Annotated in this window: 12 protein-coding genes; 8 read left to right on the plus strand and 4 right to left on the minus strand. The window is 46.9% G+C overall.

What is annotated here, in order from left to right:
- Window positions 1-20 precede the first annotated feature (20 nt).
- Complete coding sequence (locus BMZ72_RS07265) at window positions 21-3,077, plus strand: efflux RND transporter permease subunit (RefSeq protein ID WP_089806659.1); 3,057 nt, start codon at window positions 21-23, stop codon at window positions 3,075-3,077.
- Between the two features lie 191 nt (window positions 3,078-3,268).
- On the opposite strand, the gene BMZ72_RS07270 is transcribed toward BMZ72_RS07265, so the two are convergent.
- Window positions 3,269-4,054 (minus strand): SGNH/GDSL hydrolase family protein, encoded by a 786-nt coding sequence (locus tag BMZ72_RS07270; RefSeq protein WP_089806660.1) that lies wholly within the window; start codon window positions 4,052-4,054, stop codon window positions 3,269-3,271.
- A gap of 838 nt (window positions 4,055-4,892) precedes the next feature.
- On the opposite strand from BMZ72_RS07270, the gene BMZ72_RS07275 reads away from it, so the two are divergent.
- The gene (locus BMZ72_RS07275) at window positions 4,893-5,555 is read left to right on the plus strand and encodes a response regulator transcription factor (RefSeq protein WP_089806661.1); all 663 of its coding nucleotides are present in this window, start codon (window positions 4,893-4,895) and stop codon (window positions 5,553-5,555) included.
- A gap of 43 nt (window positions 5,556-5,598) precedes the next feature.
- Window positions 5,599-7,212 (plus strand): Na+/H+ antiporter, encoded by a 1,614-nt coding sequence (locus tag BMZ72_RS07280; protein ID WP_089806662.1) that lies wholly within the window; start codon window positions 5,599-5,601, stop codon window positions 7,210-7,212.
- Between the two features lie 5 nt (window positions 7,213-7,217).
- Here the strand turns inward: BMZ72_RS07280 and BMZ72_RS07285 are convergent, their stop codons facing one another.
- On the minus strand, window positions 7,218-8,378 hold the full coding sequence (locus BMZ72_RS07285; RefSeq protein WP_089806663.1) for a FecR family protein: 1,161 nt from the start codon (window positions 8,376-8,378) through the stop codon (window positions 7,218-7,220).
- A 552-nt stretch (window positions 8,379-8,930) separates the two neighbouring features.
- Entirely contained in the window at window positions 8,931-11,216 is a 2,286-nt protein-coding gene (locus BMZ72_RS07290) for a GH92 family glycosyl hydrolase (RefSeq protein ID WP_089806664.1), read from the minus strand.
- A gap of 488 nt (window positions 11,217-11,704) precedes the next feature.
- Between BMZ72_RS07290 and BMZ72_RS07295 the strand changes: the two genes are divergently transcribed.
- The 3 genes from BMZ72_RS07295 to BMZ72_RS07305 are packed head-to-tail and all read left to right on the plus strand — an operon-like array spanning window position 11,705 to window position 15,819.
- Window positions 11,705-14,773, plus strand: a complete 3,069-nt coding sequence (locus BMZ72_RS07295; protein WP_089806665.1) for an OmpA family protein — start codon at window positions 11,705-11,707, stop codon at window positions 14,771-14,773.
- Window positions 14,774-14,775: 2 nt separating this feature from the next.
- Complete coding sequence (locus BMZ72_RS07300; protein WP_089806666.1) at window positions 14,776-15,339, plus strand: T9SS type A sorting domain-containing protein; 564 nt, start codon at window positions 14,776-14,778, stop codon at window positions 15,337-15,339.
- 15 nt (window positions 15,340-15,354) lie between these two features.
- Window positions 15,355-15,819, plus strand: a complete 465-nt coding sequence (locus BMZ72_RS07305) for a VOC family protein (RefSeq protein ID WP_255373131.1) — start codon at window positions 15,355-15,357, stop codon at window positions 15,817-15,819.
- On the opposite strand, the gene BMZ72_RS07310 is transcribed toward BMZ72_RS07305, so the two are convergent.
- Window positions 15,810-16,901 carry a mechanosensitive ion channel family protein gene (locus BMZ72_RS07310; protein ID WP_089806667.1) on the minus strand — a complete coding sequence of 364 codons (1,092 nt, stop codon included), beginning with the start codon at window positions 16,899-16,901 and terminating at the stop codon, window positions 15,810-15,812. The two genes, BMZ72_RS07305 and BMZ72_RS07310, sit on opposite strands and share 10 nt — an antisense overlap.
- 112 nt (window positions 16,902-17,013) lie before the next feature.
- Here BMZ72_RS07310 and BMZ72_RS07315 point away from each other — a divergent pair, with 112 nt between their 5' ends.
- Both BMZ72_RS07315 and BMZ72_RS07320 read left to right on the plus strand, forming a co-directional pair.
- A complete protein-coding gene (locus BMZ72_RS07315) occupies window positions 17,014-18,360 on the plus strand; it encodes a DEAD/DEAH box helicase (protein WP_177222710.1) in 1,347 nt (448 codons plus the stop codon).
- A 215-nt stretch (window positions 18,361-18,575) separates the two neighbouring features.
- Window positions 18,576-19,064 (plus strand): response regulator, encoded by a 489-nt coding sequence (locus BMZ72_RS07320; RefSeq protein WP_089806668.1) that lies wholly within the window; start codon window positions 18,576-18,578, stop codon window positions 19,062-19,064.
- Window positions 19,065-19,120: the final 56 nt, after the last annotated feature.

Raw genomic sequence — 19,120 nt, forward strand, 5'->3', positions numbered from 1 at the left:
TCCTTTAAACTCACCGAATCATGAAAATTTCTTCATACGCGGTAAAGAACTACCAGTTTACACTGGTCATCTTTATCATGATTATCGTATTAGGTCTGACGACCATCCTTTCCATGCCCCGCTCCGAAGACCCGGAGGTAAAATCACCCATGTTCAGCGTAGTGGTGGTATACCCCGGTACCAGTCCCAAAGACATGGAAGACCTGGTCGTAGATCCGCTGGAAAAAGAACTCTCCTCTCAGGAAAATATCAAACGCGTACGTACCAATATCGGCGACGGTCTGGCTGTCATCCGCGTAGAATACAAGTACAACAGCAACGTAGACGACAAATACCAGGAAGTACTGCGCGTAGTCAATGGTAAACGCGGACAACTCCCCGATAATATCAATATCGACGTACAACGCGTACAGCCCAGTGATGTAAACATCATGCAGATCGCCCTGGTATCGGAAACCGCTCCCAAAGACAAACTCCAGTACTACGCCGAAAAGCTGCAGGACGACCTGGAAAATATAAAAGCATTGAAGAACGTAGAGATTCACGGTATTCCCGGCAGACAGGTCAAAATAGAACTGAACCTGGAAAAGATCGCACAGCTCGGATTACCTGTCAACAAAGTGATCTCCAGCATCCAGAATGAAATGGCCAACATCCCGGGCGGTAGTGTGGAAGCGGGTAACCGTAGCTATAATATCAAAAGTAGTGGTAGTTACCAGCAACTGGAAGAGATCAAAAACACCGTTGTATTCAATAGCAAAGGAAAGAATATCTTCCTGCGGGACGTTTCCAATATCTATTACGGCTTTGCCGATGAACAATACGAAACAAGACTGAACGGCCGCCGCTGCGCCTTTGTAGTAGCAGCTCAGAAGGAAGGTGAGAATATCAGTCAGACGAAGAAATTATATGCACCGGTGCTGACTGCTTTCAAGAAAACGCTGCCTTCCAATATCGATATGATACAGCATTTTGATCAGGCAGATAATGTGAACAGACGTCTCGGCGGACTCGGAAAAGACTTTCTCATCGCAATCCTCCTGGTAGCTGTTACACTGCTCCCACTTGGCTTCCGCCCGGCACTGATCGTGATGATCTCTATTCCGCTGTCCCTGGCGATCGGCGTAGTATTACTGAATGTATTTGGTTTTAACCTGAATCAGTTGAGTATCGTCGGACTGGTAGTAGCGCTCGGTCTGCTCGTGGATGATAGTATCGTAGTGGTGGAAAATATCGAACGCTGGATCCTGGAAGGTCATACAAAAATGGAGGCTACATTGAAAGCCACCAAACAGATCGGACAGGCCGTAGTCGGTTGCACAGCCGCACTCATGATCGCCTTTATGCCACTGGTATTCCTGCCGGAAGGTGCGGGTGACTTCATCCGTGGTTTACCGATGGCTGTTATCCTGAGCGTCTTCGCTTCTATGCTGGTATCACTCACCATCATTCCTTTCCTGTCCAGCAAATTGTTATCAGAACACACTGGTCATCCGGACGGCAACATCTTCATGCGTACGCTGAAGAAACTCATCCACGGCAGTTACTCCCGCTTACTGGATAAAGCACTGAACAGACCCGTGATCACGATTATCGTGACCGTACTGATCTTTGGCGCCTCCATGTTTATCTTCCAGATCGTAGGTTTCAGCCTCTTCCCGGCGTCAGAAAAGCCACAGTTCCTGATCAACATTACCACACCGCCGCAATCCAGCCTTGACTACACCAAAAGTATCGCCAGACAGGTAGAGCAGGAACTGAAGAATGAAAAGTCCATTCAGTATTTCGCCTCTAACGTAGGTAAAGGTAACCCCCGTGTCTACTATAACGTTATACAGGAACACGAACGCACAGACTACGCACAGATCTTCGTACAGCTGGACGAGCACACAGCGCCTGATAAAAAACTTAAACTGATCGACAGACTGCGTAAACGCTGGACGCCATATCCCGGTGCAAAAGTAGAAGTGATCAACTTCGAACAGGGACCTCCTGCACCAGCGCCGGTAGAAGTGCGTCTATTCGGAGACAACCTGGATACCCTCCGTAATCTGGCCGCCCAGGTAGAGATCATGCTGCAAAAGGTACCAGGCGCCATTTATGTGAACAATCCGGTGAAACTGCTGAAAACAGATATCCGTGTAGATATCGATAAAGAGAAAGCACAATTACTGGGCATTCCAAGCGTGAATATCGACCGTACAGTGCGCCTGGCAGTAGCAGGCCTCAACCTCGGCCATTATGCCGATAAGAACGACAATGACTACGACGTACTGCTGACACGAAATAAAGACGGTCGTCCGACCATGGAAGTATTCAACAATCTGTATGTAAACAACCAGGACGACAAACCTTATCCGCTGTCACAGGTAGCAAGCCTGAAAATGGAAGCTTCTCCCCTGCACATCAATCACCAGGAAAAGAAACGCGTGGTATCTGTTACAGCCTCTTTACAGGAAGGTTTCCTGGCAGACCGTGTGATCAACAGCACCATTGCGAAAATGAACACTTTCAAACTACCAGCCGGTTACAATTACGAAATGGGTGGCGAGGTAGAAGCCCGTCAGGATTCATTCGGCGGCTTCCTCAGCATCATCATAGTTACAATCTTCCTCTTCGTGGCGGTACTGGTACTGGAGTTTAAAACCTTCAAAAGCACCCTGATCGTATTATCGGTTATTCCACTGGGTGTGGTAGGCGCTGCCGTTGCTTTATGGCTGACCGGCAATTCCCTGTCATTCGTAGCGATTATCGGTATGATCGCCCTGGCGGGGATAGAAGTGAAGAACACTATCCTGCTCGTTGACTTTACAAATCAGCTGAGAGAAGAAGGTAAATCGCTGGAAGATGCGATCAGAGAAGCCGGCGAGATCCGCTTCCTGCCAATCGTACTTACTTCCCTGACAGCCATCGGTGGCCTGATGCCGATAGCAGTCTCCACCAATCCATTGATCGCCCCGTTGGCGATCGTATTGATCGGAGGACTGATCAGTTCTACCCTCCTGTCAAGGATTGTAACACCGGTGGTATACAAACTTATGCCACCCAGAACAGGTAACCAGGAAGTTAAGAGCTAAAAACAAAGCAGGAATTAAGTATAAGGACCTAAGAATGATAAGTTAGAAATCAATAGCCCGGAATTAAGAATCGATATGCAGCAGGCAGGAACAGTGTGCAATTAGGAATAAGGACTGGATTACAGACCAGCAAAAACGAAAAAGGCGTCTCGCTATCAGCGGACGCCTTTCGTTTATAAGCTGGATTGAAGCTACTTCTTCACCATCTCCACCCATGAAGCCGCCATCAGGCCTGCTCCAGGAATAGCCGGATGCACACCATCCCCTGTCCAGTAAGAACCTGGCGCATGTTGCTGTGCTTTATCAAAGATCGTCTGGTATGGCAGGAACACAGCCCCAAACTGGCTAGCGATCTCTTTTGCTGCCACACGGTATTCATTAAACGTAGGGAACCATTTATCATCCACCGCTTTTACGCCATTGACAGCAAAAGGTTCACCAATGATCAGCTGTACTTCAGGCAGCGCCTGTTTAGTGCGGTCCAGCAGTTTGATAAAGTCTTCACGGTAAGTTTTCACGGTACCCTTATAGCTACCGTTCAGCGTATGCCAGTAATCGTTTACACCGATAAGAATGCTGAGCACGTCTGGTTTCAGTTGCAGACAATCGGCATCCCATCTTTCTGCCAGCTGGTATACCTTGTTACCGCTGATGCCCTTGTTATAAATTTTCAGGTTTTTGTCCGGAAATTCGGTCAGCAGGGTTGCTGCCGCCAGATAGGCGTAGCCATTACCCAGTGCCCCCTGATCATTAGGGTCCATTTTATCGCGTTTACGTCCTGCATCTGTAATGGAGTCTCCCTGGAAGAGGATAACGGCGTCTTTCTTCAGTGTCAGTTTCTTGGCACGGGCCGGGCTTTCACTTTCGGCGGACTTTATCGCTGCTGACGCAAGCTGAGGAAGGCTAAGGGCAGCCAGGCTACCAAGTGACACATTCCGGATAAAGCTCCTCCGGTTGGAATTCTTTTGTTGTTCCATGGAATTATGATAGTTAAGTATGGATTTAGTGGCTGGTTATAACCACGCTAATGGCGAAACCTGTAGGGATTAAAGCTAATAAATATTAATAATAAAAATAAATATGCCGCTCAGGAATGAGCGGCAATTTAGTTATCTATCCTATGAAAACCTGTGTTTAAAAAATCTTCGCATTCGTCTGGTATACATTCTCATAATCAGCATACGCAGGTTGCGAAACCATTTGTGGCTTTATTATGGATATGGATATGGCAGAATTATAATAATGTGAGATATCTCGATTAATCATATAAAATTTAGCGCACATTGATATTAAATCTTACTTCAAACTCACCTCATGCTAAATGATTTATGCAATTCTTACGTAAAGATGTACAATTGTTGCGGTCGATTTCGTAAATTTCGGAACCAGATATAGAAAATGAGTAAGGACACACATGTTTCTAGGTGAAAACACTTATTTTCAGAAAGCGCAGCGGACCAGGCTATTATGGCCCCAATATTTGACGCATATTTACGTGCAGCCCGCTGTTTCTGGCTGTTAATACCCAACCTTTCCTTGAAAAACCACATTTGATATGTTACCCCTGTCTGGCCGGTATTACATTGCTACGGGCCCGACGGGAAGTGAATTGTTCACCGATCATTAAAACGACTTATTTGATCATAAAACTTTATAGGGACCTATAACTATGTGGAGAGATTTTTTTGCCCCTGCCAATTTTAGCAGCAGTTATGCGTTAAATGAAAAAACTACATGCGAATATTCGGCAAACTGTACTCATAAGGGACACACGACTAACGGGGACGAACAAACTGCCTCAAATTAAGATAGCCAATGAAAGAGTCAAATTATAGAATACTGGTTATTGAAGAAGATGCTGCTTTAATAAGAAAGATTCAACAGTTATTAACCCTGCATCACTATGACGTACATACGTCCAGCACTGCTGAAGAAGGTATTTACATCTGCCGCCAGTACAGGCCCGATATTATTGTTTGCGGCGTAAAACTGCGTGGCAGCAGCGGATTTCACTTCCTGATGGAACTACGCAACGATACCTCCCTGCAACACATTCCTTTCATCTTTATCAGCGGTAAAGAAGGAAAAGAAGATATGCGCATGGGCATGAACCTCGGCGCAGATGACTTTCTGTCCAGGCCATTCAAAAGCAAGGAACTGCTGATGAGTATTAAGTCAAGGCTTACACGCTTTACCATTTTCAATGTACAGCAAAGGGATAAACACACAACCATTATTTCTGTGCCCGCTATACCACAGGAAGCCCATCACAAACTCAGCAAAACAGAATTCAGGGTCATGCAGATGATCGCTGAAGGCATGAGCACGAAAGAGATTGCACAATCACTGAACATCAGTATCAAAACTGTCGAGAATCACAGACATAACATTTCAAAAAAGTTAAACCTCACAGGTCATAATTCGCTGATCAAATATGCCATAAAAAACCTCACACAGCAATACAAAATATTGTCTTAAGTTTGGCTCTGGGAAAGCATTTCCCCTTATAAGCCAGGTATATATGATTTACGAAAATCTGTTGTTGATTTTATCGCTTTTGTTTGTCGTTTTCATGCTGATGATGCTCGGCCAGCGACTCAAAGTGTCTTATCCGATCTTTTTAGTGCTCGGAGGATTAGTGATCGGATTCCTTCCGGGAGTGCCACGTATTAAAATGGAACCCGAATTAGTGTTCCTTGTATTCCTGCCACCGCTTTTATTTGAAGCGGCCTGGTATACGTCATGGCACAACTTCTGGAAATGGAAACGGCCTATTTCAATGCTGGCATTCGGACTGGTACTGTTCACTTCGTGTATCGTTGCCTATGTATCCAATGCGATGATACCCGGTTTTACACTGGGTTTAGGCTTCCTCCTGGGTGGGATTATTTCCCCGCCGGATGCCGTCGCCGCAACCGCCGTCCTGAAGAATATCAAACTACCTAAACGGGCGATCTATATCCTGGAAGGAGAAAGTCTGGTGAATGATGCGTCGAGTCTGATCGTCTTCCGGTTCGCGTTACTGTCTATCGTGTCCGGTACTTTTTCCATACACGAGGCAGCCACCGATTTCTTCCTGGTAACGATCATGGGTATCCTCACCGGACTGGCCATCGGACACGTATTTTACGCGATCCTCCGCTGGTTTCCCACCACACCGAGCATATCAACAGCGATGACATTTATGGCACCGTACTTTATGTATATCGGAGCAGAAGCCTTCCACTTCTCCGGTGTAATGGCCGTTGTAAGCGGTGGATTATTCCTCTCCTTCCGCTCGCATGAGATCTTTAACTACAATACCCGTATGCAGGCGGTCAGCGTCTGGAAGACGGTCGCGTTTGTATTGAACGGGATTGTCTTCATCCTGATCGGACTGGAACTCCCGGAAATCGTAGAAGGTCTGGGTGATTATTCCCTCGGGGAAGCCATCCGCTATGGTGTGATCATCAGCGTATTGGCGATCGTGATCCGGATCCTCTGGATGTACCCGGCCACTTTCATCCCCCGTATACTCTTTAAATCTATCCGTACAAAGGAAAATCATCCTGGCTGGAGAGCGCCGCTGGTGATCGCACTCGCAGGTATGCGTGGCGTAGTATCGCTGGCTTCTGCCCTGTCCATTCCACTGGCACTGGACAACGGTACCAATTTCCCTCACCGCAACCTGATCCTCTTCATCACCTTCGTAGTGATCTTCGTTACACTGGTCATCCAGGGACTGCTCCTCCCACTCATCACCCGCATGCTGAATGTAAAGGAGATTGATAATATAGTACCCGAAGTAGAGCAGGAAACGGGCATCAGATTACAACTCATGAAGGTTGCCCATAAACAGTTGCAGGATACTTATCAGAAAGATATCGAAGAAAATGAACTGGTGGCTAATCTGCAGCAGCAGTTACAAAGCGGCATCTCGCTGTCTGCCACCAAATTGGCATCGCTGGAATGTGATGATACAGAATTACACGAAATAGAGCGTTTCCATGGGGTCAAAAAACACCTGATTGCCTTACAGCGGAAGGAATTATTCAGGTTAAAAAAAGAGCACCTCTATGATGATGAGGTGCTCCGTAAACAAGAGGCATTATTAGATCTTGAAGAGGCGGAAATAAACAGCAGAAGTAGTCACTAAAGCCCTTATTTCAGGTGTAATACACCATTCGCGTCATAAGTATAATGGACGTCGCCGATCAGCTCCAGGGTTTCCAGGAAATAATCGAGACGTTGCAGTTTCTCTAATCCACCGGTAAATTTCTTAGCGGCAAGTTCCTTATTGTCAAATACCACCTGAACGCCATACCAGCGCTCTATTACGCTGGCAATTTCTGACAGGGAAGTATTGTGAAATACATACACGCCTTTCATCCAGGCCAGTACTTCGCTGTCGTCAAAATCAGTCACTTTATAGCCTTTTTCACTGGTATAAATGGCTTCCTGACCAGGCTTGAGCTGTACCTCTTTACCTTCAGCCCTGCTGATCACAGCGCCGCTCACCAGTGAAGTACGGGTCTGGCCATCACGATAGGCATTTACGTTGAAACTGGTACCCAGTACCTGGATATCAGTACTCTCTGTATGTACAACAAATGGCCTGGACTCATTTTTAGTCACCTGGAAATAGGCTTCCCCGTCCAGGTAAACCTCGCGTTTGTCTCCGGTAAAATTGAAAGGAAAACGCAAACGGGAGGTAGCATTCAGCCATACCTCCGTGCCATCTGAAAGGACCAGTTTATAGTCCATTTTAGGTGGTACGGTCAACGTATTGTAGCCGCTCCCCATCCCTGTGCCGCTGGTGTATTGTAACTTCTTGGCGCCGGCACTCAGCTGCACATCTCCGGCCTTGATATCCTGTCCCGCCTGATTATAAGGCAGCGCAATGGTTTCTCCTCCGGCCAGCTGCAGCTGCAGACCACCTTTGGGCGCCGCAGGTTTACTGAATGGCGCCAGGCCAGCCGTCTCGGATGACTGCTGATGATTATTTTTCCATATCAGACTGATGCCCGTCATCGCAACGGTTACTACAGCAGCTGCAAACAGCCACTTTCTGATACTGCGTATATTCGTGTTCTTTACTGATAACTCTTCCCTGACAGCACTCCAGGCATTCGTCACATCGATCTGTTGCCAGAATTTTTCCTCCCCGGGCAGTGAGAAACTATGCTTCAGAGCCCTCCACATTAATTCAACATCTTCGTGGCCGCTGATTAATGCTGATACATACTGATCGTCTGATTCATTGATTGTACCGTTGCGCTTTTGCAACAACAACTGGTATATGTGTTCATGATTTTCACTCATCTTTCTTACTGTTCAATGATTGGTAGATGGCTCCGCACGTGGAATATACAAACTACAGGTCTTGCAATCTATTGCATGAAGCTACGCACATCTGTTCATTTAAACTGTTAATTACCGGTTAATGCATTTGCTAACAAATTGTTATAGAATATAAATGAAAAATAAAAGTAAACGATTGAGTAAGAAAGAGATAAACTATTATTAACGCTGTTAACAATCAGCGAATGAACCTGAATAAACATAAAAGGTCATTGCAATGACACCATCCACCTGGCGTATACATGCCTCATCCTGAGATCTCGCCATGAAATTAAACCATTGATTAACAAAGATATGCTACTCAATTATGTATCATTATCCAGCCTCAACTCCCGGCAATTCCCGCAGCTCCCCTAGCTCCCTCTCCGCAGATCCCCATAAATTCCCATAGCTCACCGCAAATCCGTAAATCCTCGCTGCATTCCAATTCTTAATTCTTAATTCCTAATTCCTAATTTATATAAAAAAGGCCGGCTGTAAATCACAGCCGGCCCCCCTCATATCAGTATATGACTAGTATTTTGAATCCGGACGGTTAGCTACCGCTTTACCGAAATCATAATTAGGCTTGTTACCCATTGTGATCTTCAGTGTACCGCCTTTCAGGATATCCGCATGACGGATATAGCTGTTTTTGTATGGCTTACCATTCAGCGTGACCTGCTGGATGTAGATGTTCTCAGCGCTGTTGTTGATAGTTTCAACATTGAAGGTCTTACCACCCTGTACTTTCAGACTGGCTTTTTCAAACAGCGGACTACCAAACACGTAGATCCCTTTTGCAGGATTTACCGGATAGAAGCCCAGAGAAGAAAGCACATACCAGGAAGACATCGCACCTACATCCTCATTACCTGCCAGACCTTCCGGAGTGGTGGTATAGAAGTCTCTCATTACCTGTCTTACCTTCTCAGATGTTTTCCACTGATTACCAGCGTAAGCATACATGTAAGTAACGTGATGACTTGGCTCGTTACCATGTGCATACATACCGATCAGACCAGAAATATCATTAGATGCTTCTGCACCCATATCGCCGCTTGCAACGAACAGGCTGTCCAGTTTTTTAGTGAACGCATCATCACCGCCCATCAGGCTGATCAGACCTTCCACGTCCTGTGGCACCAGCCAGGTGTACTGCCAGCCATTACCTTCGGTGAAGTCACCTTTCTCATGGATGGAATGGAATGGATCGTATGGTGTTTTGAAGCTACCGTCATCCATTCTTGGACGCACAAACTTGATAGTGCTGTCGAAGTAGTTTTTATAGTAACCTGCACGTTTGGAGAAATACTCGAAATCAGCGGTGCGGCCCAGCTTTTTAGCTACAGCAGCGATACACCAGTCATCAATCGCATACTCCATTGCCTTGGATACAGATTCGTATTCTTTATCAGCAGGAATATATCCTTTTGCCTTGATATCCTTCATACCCAGATCATCTCTGGTAGCAGAAGCTTTCATTGCTTCAAACGCTTCATTGATATTAAAGCCTTTATAGCCTTTCAGATAAGCATCAGCAATAACAGGTACAGCATGGTATCCCACCATACAGTTTGTTTCGCTGCCCACCAGTGGCCAGATAGGCAGTTTACCCTGCTGCTTGTAGATGGTCAGCATAGAGTTTACAAAACTGCTCACTCTTTCCGGCTGTGTCAGCGTATACAGTGGCGCACAGGAGCGATAGATATCCCACAGGGAGAAAACGGTATAGTTGTCAAAACCCGGATTAGGATATGCTTTCTTATCAGTACCACGGTAAGACCGGTCATGGTCATTGAACAGTGCCGGACCGATCATGGTATGATACATGGCTGTATAGAAAATGCTTCTGTTAGCAGTATCTTTTGTTTGCAGCTGGATCTTGGACAGTTCCTTGTTCCATTTGGCAGTAGCTGTTTTCACTGTACCGGCAAAGTCCCAGGAAGGGATCTCGCTGTTGATGTTAGCCAGTGCATTCTCGCTGCTTACCGGAGAAATACCAACTTTCAGCATCGCTTCTGCAGGCGCTTTGTCGAAATTGATAACACCCTTGATGGTCTTACCTTTTCCTTCAGTACCAGACAGTTGTTTGTCGCCGTCAAATACAACAAAATCCTTTACAGGCACGTTGCTCCTGATCGCAAACCACAGACGCTGGTCTTCCGCCCATCCTTTGGAGTAACGGTAGCCCACCAGGGTATACTCGTCTTTCTTCTGGATGAAAGTTTCTACGGGTGCATCCCAGCCGATACCTTCTTTCAGGTCAACGATGATGTGACCTTCCTGACCCGCCGGGAATGTATATTTATGGAAACCAACCCTTTCGGAAGCTGTCAGTTCCACTTTGATATTGTAGTCTTCCAGCTGTACTGCGTAATAACCGGGTTTAGCCGTTTCATGCGCATGTGTATAACGGGATCCGTAACCGGTGGTCGGATTCTCCTGTGAACCATGATTCGTTCTGATCTTACCGGTGTACGGCATGATCAATACGTCGCCCAGGTCACCGATACCCGTACCACTCAGGTGCATCTGCGGGAAACCTATCACCACGCTGTCAGAATAATGATAACCAGAACACCAGTCCCAACCCTTCACGATGTTGGTCGGCCCAACCTGTACTGCACCAAAAGGCACGCTTGCGCCCAGGAATACGTGACCATGGCCACCGGTACCGATGTATGGATTTACGTACTCTGATGGCTTAAACTCCTTTCCTGAAGTAAAAGTTGGTTTCTTGTCTTGTCCGTTTACCTGCATGCCGGCCAGTAGAAGTGAGGCAGCCAGCACAGGGTAATGCTTAAGTCCCAATTGCATATCTCTAAATTCCTTTAAGGGAAGCAAGATACGCAGCGGAATGCAGAAAAGGAACACCAGCGAAAATACTATTACCCGATGTTAACAAATCACCAACATATTCCGCGGGCAACTTTGTGCAGAAAAGTATTTTTGTCAGGAGTCCTGTCTTTGCGTCAGTTTTTTCAGAAATACCACTTTTGGGTGAATAACCTCTCCTCTGACCAGATCGCTATGCAATAGTTCCATTTTCTGGAATTGATAATCAGATCGCTACCAGGTGTTACCTCCTATTTTTTCTAATATGACATAACACAAAAGTGAGGGGTCTCACCCTATTTAAATAACACAATTTCCATAGATAACCATGCTACGTCTGTGTGATTCGTGTAAACAATACATTAAAATAAGAATAAATAGAAATTAAGTCATATCTTTACTTAATATAATATAAGATATAATATAATATTATATACTTATTGACTTATTACTGTTATAACTCGTATGAGATGAAAGCAATTTTACTCATTTTACTTGTCCCCATTTTTGTTTGTTCGAGCTTCATCGCAAGAGCACAATCGGGTCTGACAGGCTTCAACTACCAGGCTCTTGCCCGAACTTCCAACCAGGGCGAACCCTTAAAACTGCAAGCTATTCAGGTCAGGTTTAGTATTCTTACCGGAAGTCCCGACGGACCAGCAATTTATGTGGAAAGACAGACCGCTGTGACCAACTCACAGGGCCTGTTCAACCTGGTTATTGGTCAGGGTACTGTAGAAACCGGCTCCTTTGCGACGATCCCCTGGAGCGCGGCTAACCAGTATCTGAAAGTCGAACTGGACAAAAATGGTAACAACGACTTTGTTCCCATCGGATCTATGCCATTTATGGCCGTTCCGTATGCATTGTATGCTGTCAACGGTGGTACCGGTGGCGGCGGTGGCCCCACTGTCAACGTAGTTTGGCTCGGTACACTGACCTCCGCTCCTGTTGCACCTGCTGCTGGTAATGCATATTATAACAGTACAGATAAGAGATCTTACATCTACGATACCAACCTCCAGCCACAGATAATGTCAAAGGACGGTACTGACGGTCTTCCTGGTCCCGCACTCTCCTGGTTAGGTTCCTTCACAGCTGAACCAACACCAAGTGGGGCTAATCAGGCTTATTACAACATGACCGACAGAAAAGCCTACATCTACGACGGATCTGCATGGCAGGTTTTCGCTGAAAGCGGTGTAGATGGTACCAATGGTGTAGGTACGGGCGTAAGCTGGTTAGGTTCCCTGGCCGCTGCTCCTGCAACCCCAACCATCAATCAGGCTTATTACAATACAATAGATAAGAAATCCTACATCTACGACAGCACCAGCACCTGGCAACTGCTTGCACAGGATGGCGCAGACGGCGTTGCAGGTGTGATCGGAAAAGATGGTATCTCCATCAGCTGGCAGGGTACAGCGGCTACAGCGCCGGCTACGCCTTCCCTGAACTGGGCTTACTATAACAGCACCGATAAGAAAGCCTATATATATGATAGCACCGGCACCTGGCAGGTACTCGCACAGGACGGAACGATCGGTAAAGACGGCGCCTCCATCAGCTGGCAGGGTTCAATGGCAGCAGCTCCGGCTACGCCTTCCCTGAACTGGGCTTACTATAACAGCACCGACAGAACTGCCTATATATATGATAGTACCGGTACCTGGAAAGTACTCGCTGAAGGTGGTACAGGCTGGAACCTCTCCAACCTGGAATTCAAACCGGATGGTTCTATCGGACTGGCCACTACTGCTGACACAGATACTTTAAAATCTGCTAACAGGGCATGGCTGATCAGAGGTAACGCTGACACTAACCCGGCACTCGACTTTATCGGTACTACTGATGATAATCCTTTCATCATCAAGGCCGGTGGTACAGGTCCTCAGTTTGAAAAAATGCGCATCTTCCCTGATAAACCGCAGATCATTGTAAACGGTACTGATGATGCTGGTACTTCTCTCGGTAAAGGTGTATTCACCGTTTTCTCCGGAGATCACTCTACCGGTATCGTAAATGACCAGCCTATTTATACAAACGCCATCATCGGTTACGCAAACAGCGGTACCGGCGCAGGTGTAGCTGGTTACAACGCAAGTAACGGTTACGGCGTGAAAGGTTTCACCCAGGTAGGTTCCGGTGTATACGGTTCCGGTACCACCCGTTTCAACGAAGGTGTAAGAGGTTATAACTCTTCTACCAGCGGTGGTGTGGGTGTGATCGGTATGACCAACTCCCCTTATAAAGCTACCAATACCTTCCGTTCCGGTGGTGTGTTAGGTTTGTCTACACACGCTTCTGGTGTGGGTGTAGTTGGTGCAGGTAACAACGTTGACTACCAGACTATTACCAACACGCCTGAAATTGGCGCGGGTGTAATGGGTATGGGTACGCGCGTAGGTACCATCGGTTTCGGTACAACCGTTAACGTAGGTATCGGTGTAATGGGTGTTGGTAACAACCAGGTGACCGTATTGCCTACCCATGGTGGTGCAGGTGTTGTAGGTGTTGCCGGTGGTACAGGTACCAGCCAGTATCCTGGTGTAGGTGTGGTTGGTTTCGCAAAAGGCCTTGCTACAGACGTTGATCGCTGGGGTGGTGTATTCGAATTCGGTAGTTCCGCTTCCGTGGTACATACCTATACTTACCTCGCTGGTGCTAACTCAAGTGGCATGTACGGTATGATCTCCAACGGTACAAAATCTACTGTGGTGAAAGACCAGGCTGGCGAAAACCGCCTGCTGTTCTGTACGGAAGCGCCTGAAGTATTGTTCCAGGACTTCGGTACCGGTGAACTGCAAAACGGTGCTGCACATATCGACCTCGAAGATCTGCTGGCAAAAGTGATCCGTGTCGATGCGAAACATCCAATGAAAGTATTTATCCAGCTGGAAGGCGAGTGTAATGGTGTATATGTTACCAATAAATCCGCTAAAGGCTTCGACGTAAAAGAGTTACAGGGTGGTAAATCAAATGTGCCTTTCACATGGCAGATCGTTGCTTCCCGTGCAGACGAAGTACTGGCTGACGGTACCGTACTGCCTTACTCCGACAGACGTTTCCCTGTAGGTCCTGGTCCTTTACCAATGACCGACTTAACCCCTTCTGCTGATTCAGCTGCTGCCGCTCCGGCAAAACCAGCAATGAAAACAGTAGAACTGAAAAAGAACGAAAAAGAAGTAATCAATAAAGCATTCTCCAATCTTCAGTTTGCAAGTGCAAAAGCTGAAATCGCAGTTTCTTCCCTTCCTTCCCTCGATAAAATGGCTGCTTTACTGCAGGCGCATCAGGAATGGCAGCTGCTGCTGAGCGGCCACACAGACAATGAAGGCACGGAAACATTTAACCAGACTTTATCAGAAAAAAGAAGTGAAGCAGTAAGACAATACCTCGTAACCAAAGGTGTTGACGCTGAAAGAATTACCACCAAAGGCTATGGTCAGTCCAAACCACTCACTACCAATAGTAGCGAAGCTGGCAGAGGAAAGAACAGAAGAGTTGAGATGGAGATCTTCACTGCCGAAAAACCTTGATAATGAAAACAATCAGTAAAATAATTACAGCAGGTGCTGTGTGTGTGTCATTCCTCTTTCCGGGAATGGCACACGCGCAATCTGCACTGATCCCCAAGATCGAACGTCAGGTCACTGCCAGCGGAGGAAAAGGCTTTGTGGTACGGTTGACTGACCTGGATGGCAGCACATCAAACGAATACGAAGTTGACTGTACCATCGGTGATATTATGGTGAAAGCGCTCAGCTATCCGGACTATGCCTACGTACAACAGGGCTATCAGCAGGGTCCATTGTCGGTCCCTAAGCTGAATGCTGATGAAATGCTGGTCTACCCGAATCCTACTGACAGAGAGATCAACATCAAATACAACCTGGACCCGGGTGTGAAAAGAGTGGACGTACGCGTGATCAATCTCTACGGCCGTATGGTATTCTCAGAATCGAATACGCCGCTGGCCAGCTACGGTACCATGTATGAGTACAAACTGGATGTGCAGGATTATGTACCAGGCGTTTACCTCGTCACCATCATCTTCGATACAGGTATCAAGGTGACAAGAAAGTTCATAAAATTCGATCAGTAGTGAGTATATTGGAGAATGAAACAACGGATTCCACACTGGCTTTTGCTGGCGGCTGTTATGATCTTCTCCAATATGACCGCTTCCGCACAACAACGAAAAAGCGCCATGTTAAATCACATAGCGCTTTATGTTTTTGATCTTCAGAAAAGTACGGCCTTCTACAGGGATATTATCCAGATAGATACCATCCCTGAGCCCTTCCACGATGGACGTCATACCTGGTTCAAAGTGGCTGAACACAGTCATCTGCACATTATTTCAGGAGCAAAGGAAATCGTACCCCACGATAAAAACTCACACCTCTGCTTCAGCGTTTCCTCAGTAGACGAATTTATGGCCCGCCTGCGTAAGCACCACATCCCTTTCCAGAGCTGGCAGGGTGAAGCGGATAAGCCAACCCTCCGGGTCGATGGCATCAAACAGATCTATTTCACCGACCCGGATGGCTATTGGGTAGAGATCAATGACGATCATCCCTGAGCCAGTAATTTCTGCTCATTTTCTTCCAGTAAGGCACGCGTTTTCGGTAGACAGTAAGCATGATTCGCCTGTATAAAGGACAACATGTTTTCCCGCAGAAAACAGCGCAGGTCAAATGCTTTACCCGAACTATTCGCACTCACCAGCATTCTGACCTCCACAGAACGGTCTGTAATGTTGGTGACCTGCATCACCTGCACCCGCTTATCCCATAAAGGATGATCCTTTAAGATCCGCTCAAACTCCACACGCAGGATGTCAATAGGCGCTGTATAGTCCAGATACAGGAATGCCGTACCCAGTATCGCCGACCCGGTGCGGGTCCAGTTCTGGAAAGGCTTTTCTATAAAATAGTTGATCGGTAAGATCAGTTTACGCTGGTCCCAGATCCCCAGTACCACATAGGTCAGGGTGATCTCTTCCACTCTGCCCCATTCTCCCTCCACCACCAGTACATCATCAATACGGATCGGCTGTGTAAAAGCCAGCTGCATTCCCGCCAGGAAATTGGATAAGGAACGTTGCGCCGCAAAACCCACAATGATACCACCGACACCCACACCGGTCAGTAAACCCGCGCCAATCTTCCGCAGACTATCAAAACTCAGCAACACGGCACATAGGGTCAGCACAAATATCATACTGATTGCCAGTTTACGCACAAACTGTAACTGTGTACGCATCTTCCGCTCACGCAGATTATCCTCTTTTTTCAGGTCATAGGCATGCATCACATAATCCTCAAAAACCTTTACCAGTCCAGCCAGAATCAATCCAAAGGCAATGATCAGCGAGATCTCCACGATACGGTTTAATACATCCATCGGCTTTTTTGCCAGTTCCATAAACGGCAGCACCATATCCAATACCAATACCGGCAAAAAATAATTGATCGGTTTTCCCAGTCTTTTCAGAATAGATCTGATCAGGGAATAGTCCGTCGCGTTCTTACCGGCCGTCAGCTTCAGGATCAGCGCGAGCAGGTATTTACAGAGAAAACCCGTAATCAGTGCGGCACAGCCAAGCAAAATATTCCATACAATCGGCGGTAAATGAAGATCTTTCTGTAAATTTTCCAGCATCTCGGTTAATTATTGGTTCCCGCATTTCCCGCAAAGAACATACCGTATGTGCTCTGATTACAATTACGTATCTTTAGCGTATATATTTGTGAATTAAAACCATATAAGCACTTTGTATTTTGATGAATTTGACCTGGACGACAGGGTCCTGGATGGAATAGATGCGATGGGATATACGACGGCGACGCCAGTCCAGGAAAAAGTTATCCCCCCGATTATAGCAGGTAAGGACATTCTGGCCTGTGCCCAGACTGGTACCGGTAAAACAGCCGCTTTCCTGCTGCCTATATTGCACCGCTTGATCACTGAGCCCCATGATGCAGGTAAAATCAACTCACTGATTATAGTACCGACCCGTGAACTGGCAGTCCAGATTGCCCAGACACTGGAGGGTATGTCTTATTTTACCTCCGTCAGCTCTATCGCCGTATACGGTGGTAGCAACGGCGCCCTGTTCGCCGCCGAGAAAAAGGCCCTGACCTCCGGCGTTGATATCGTGATCTGTACGCCTGGTCGTATGATCGCCCACCTCAACATGGGATACGTAAAGCTGGACGCGGTCAAATATCTCGTGCTCGATGAGGCAGACCGTATGCTGGACATGGGTTTCAATGATGATATCATCAGGATCACGTCTACCCTGCCAAAGGAAAGACAGAACCTGCTGTTCTCTGCTACCATGCCCGATAAGATCCGCAAACTGGCCATGAAGATCCTCCATCAGCCGGAAGAGATCAATATCGCTATCTCCAAACCTCCTGAAAAGATCGTACAGGAAGCTTTTGTCGTGTTCGAGGAGCAAAAGATCGGTTTGATCAAACAGCTTCTGGCACGCAAGGAATTCGGTTGTATCATTATCTTCTGCTCCCGTAAGCAGAATGTAAAACAGCTGACCTACGAGCTTAAAAAGGCCCGTTTCTCCGTAGAAGAGATCCACTCTGACCTGGAACAGGATAAGAGAGAGCAGGTGCTCATGGATTTCAAGAATAAGAAACTGAAAATGCTGGTGGCAACAGATATCCTGAGCCGTGGTATCGATATAGAAGATATAGACCTCGTCATCAACTATGACGTGCCAAACGACGGGGAGGATTATATCCACCGTATTGGCCGTACTGCCAGAGCAGCCACTGATGGTACCGCCTATACCATCATCAGCGAAAAGGAACAGCGCAAATTTGCCCGTATTGAAGAAGTACTCGGTAAACCGGTGACCAAAGCCGAAGTACCAGCCGCATTAGGCCCGGTACCGGAATATTCACCTAAACCATTCCGTTCAGGTGGCGGCGGCAAACGCCCTCATGGCAAAAAACGCCCGGGCGGCGGTAACAGTGGCGGCGGTAACCGTAATCACAGCCATAAACCAGGGGGAAATCAGGGTCAGCGCCCACAGGGAGGCCACCCACAGCACCATAAAAGCAAAAATAACAGCGGCGGCAAACCTGCCACCCAACCATAAATAACTGGTCAGACCGACCTCTTCCGAACGTCCCGGCATCCCCCGGGGCGTTTTTTTATGCCCTTTCCATTCCATTTTTCCATTTTTTGGAATTTTTTCCTGAAAGTAGACGTTCCGACAGGTATGCCAAAACATGAAACCCGCCACCATGGCCAATTGGCAACGTTCCCGGAAACTGGCATTTAAATGGTTTCTATTATACCAAACGACAGCAAATGGCTAACAAGTTCGAAAGCAAGATATACATAGTAGATGACGATCCGTTCTGCCTCGCCACTTACGATAAACACCTGAGAGCGCAGGGTTACGAACACGTACACTGCTTCTTATCAGGCGCCGACTTCCTCGCCGAACTGGAAGGCCAGCCGGATGTAGTCCTCCTGGATCACGACCTCGGCGATATGACCGGACTGGAAGTTTTGAAAGAGATCAAACGCTTTAACACCAACATATTTGTCATCTTCGCCAGCTCACGTCAGCAACCGGAGATCGCTACTGAATCATTAAAGAATGGCGCGTTTGACTACATTATTAAAGATGATAGTGTACTGGAACACATCACAGGAACGCTGGACAAACTGTTTATCGTTTCGGATTATCTGAAAAAGAAGAAGATCAATAACAGGTTCTTCCTCTTCTCCGGACTGGTCCTCGCCTCCTGTTCACTATTCAGTTATTTATATGAAGTATTGAGATCTTCATAACCTACACCGACCGCCTGCGGGCACCACAACACATAGCGCCTGTTTACACCGACAAC

Source organism: Chitinophaga sp. YR627 (genome assembly GCF_900114995.1).
Classification (GTDB): Bacteria; Bacteroidota; Bacteroidia; order Chitinophagales; family Chitinophagaceae; genus Chitinophaga.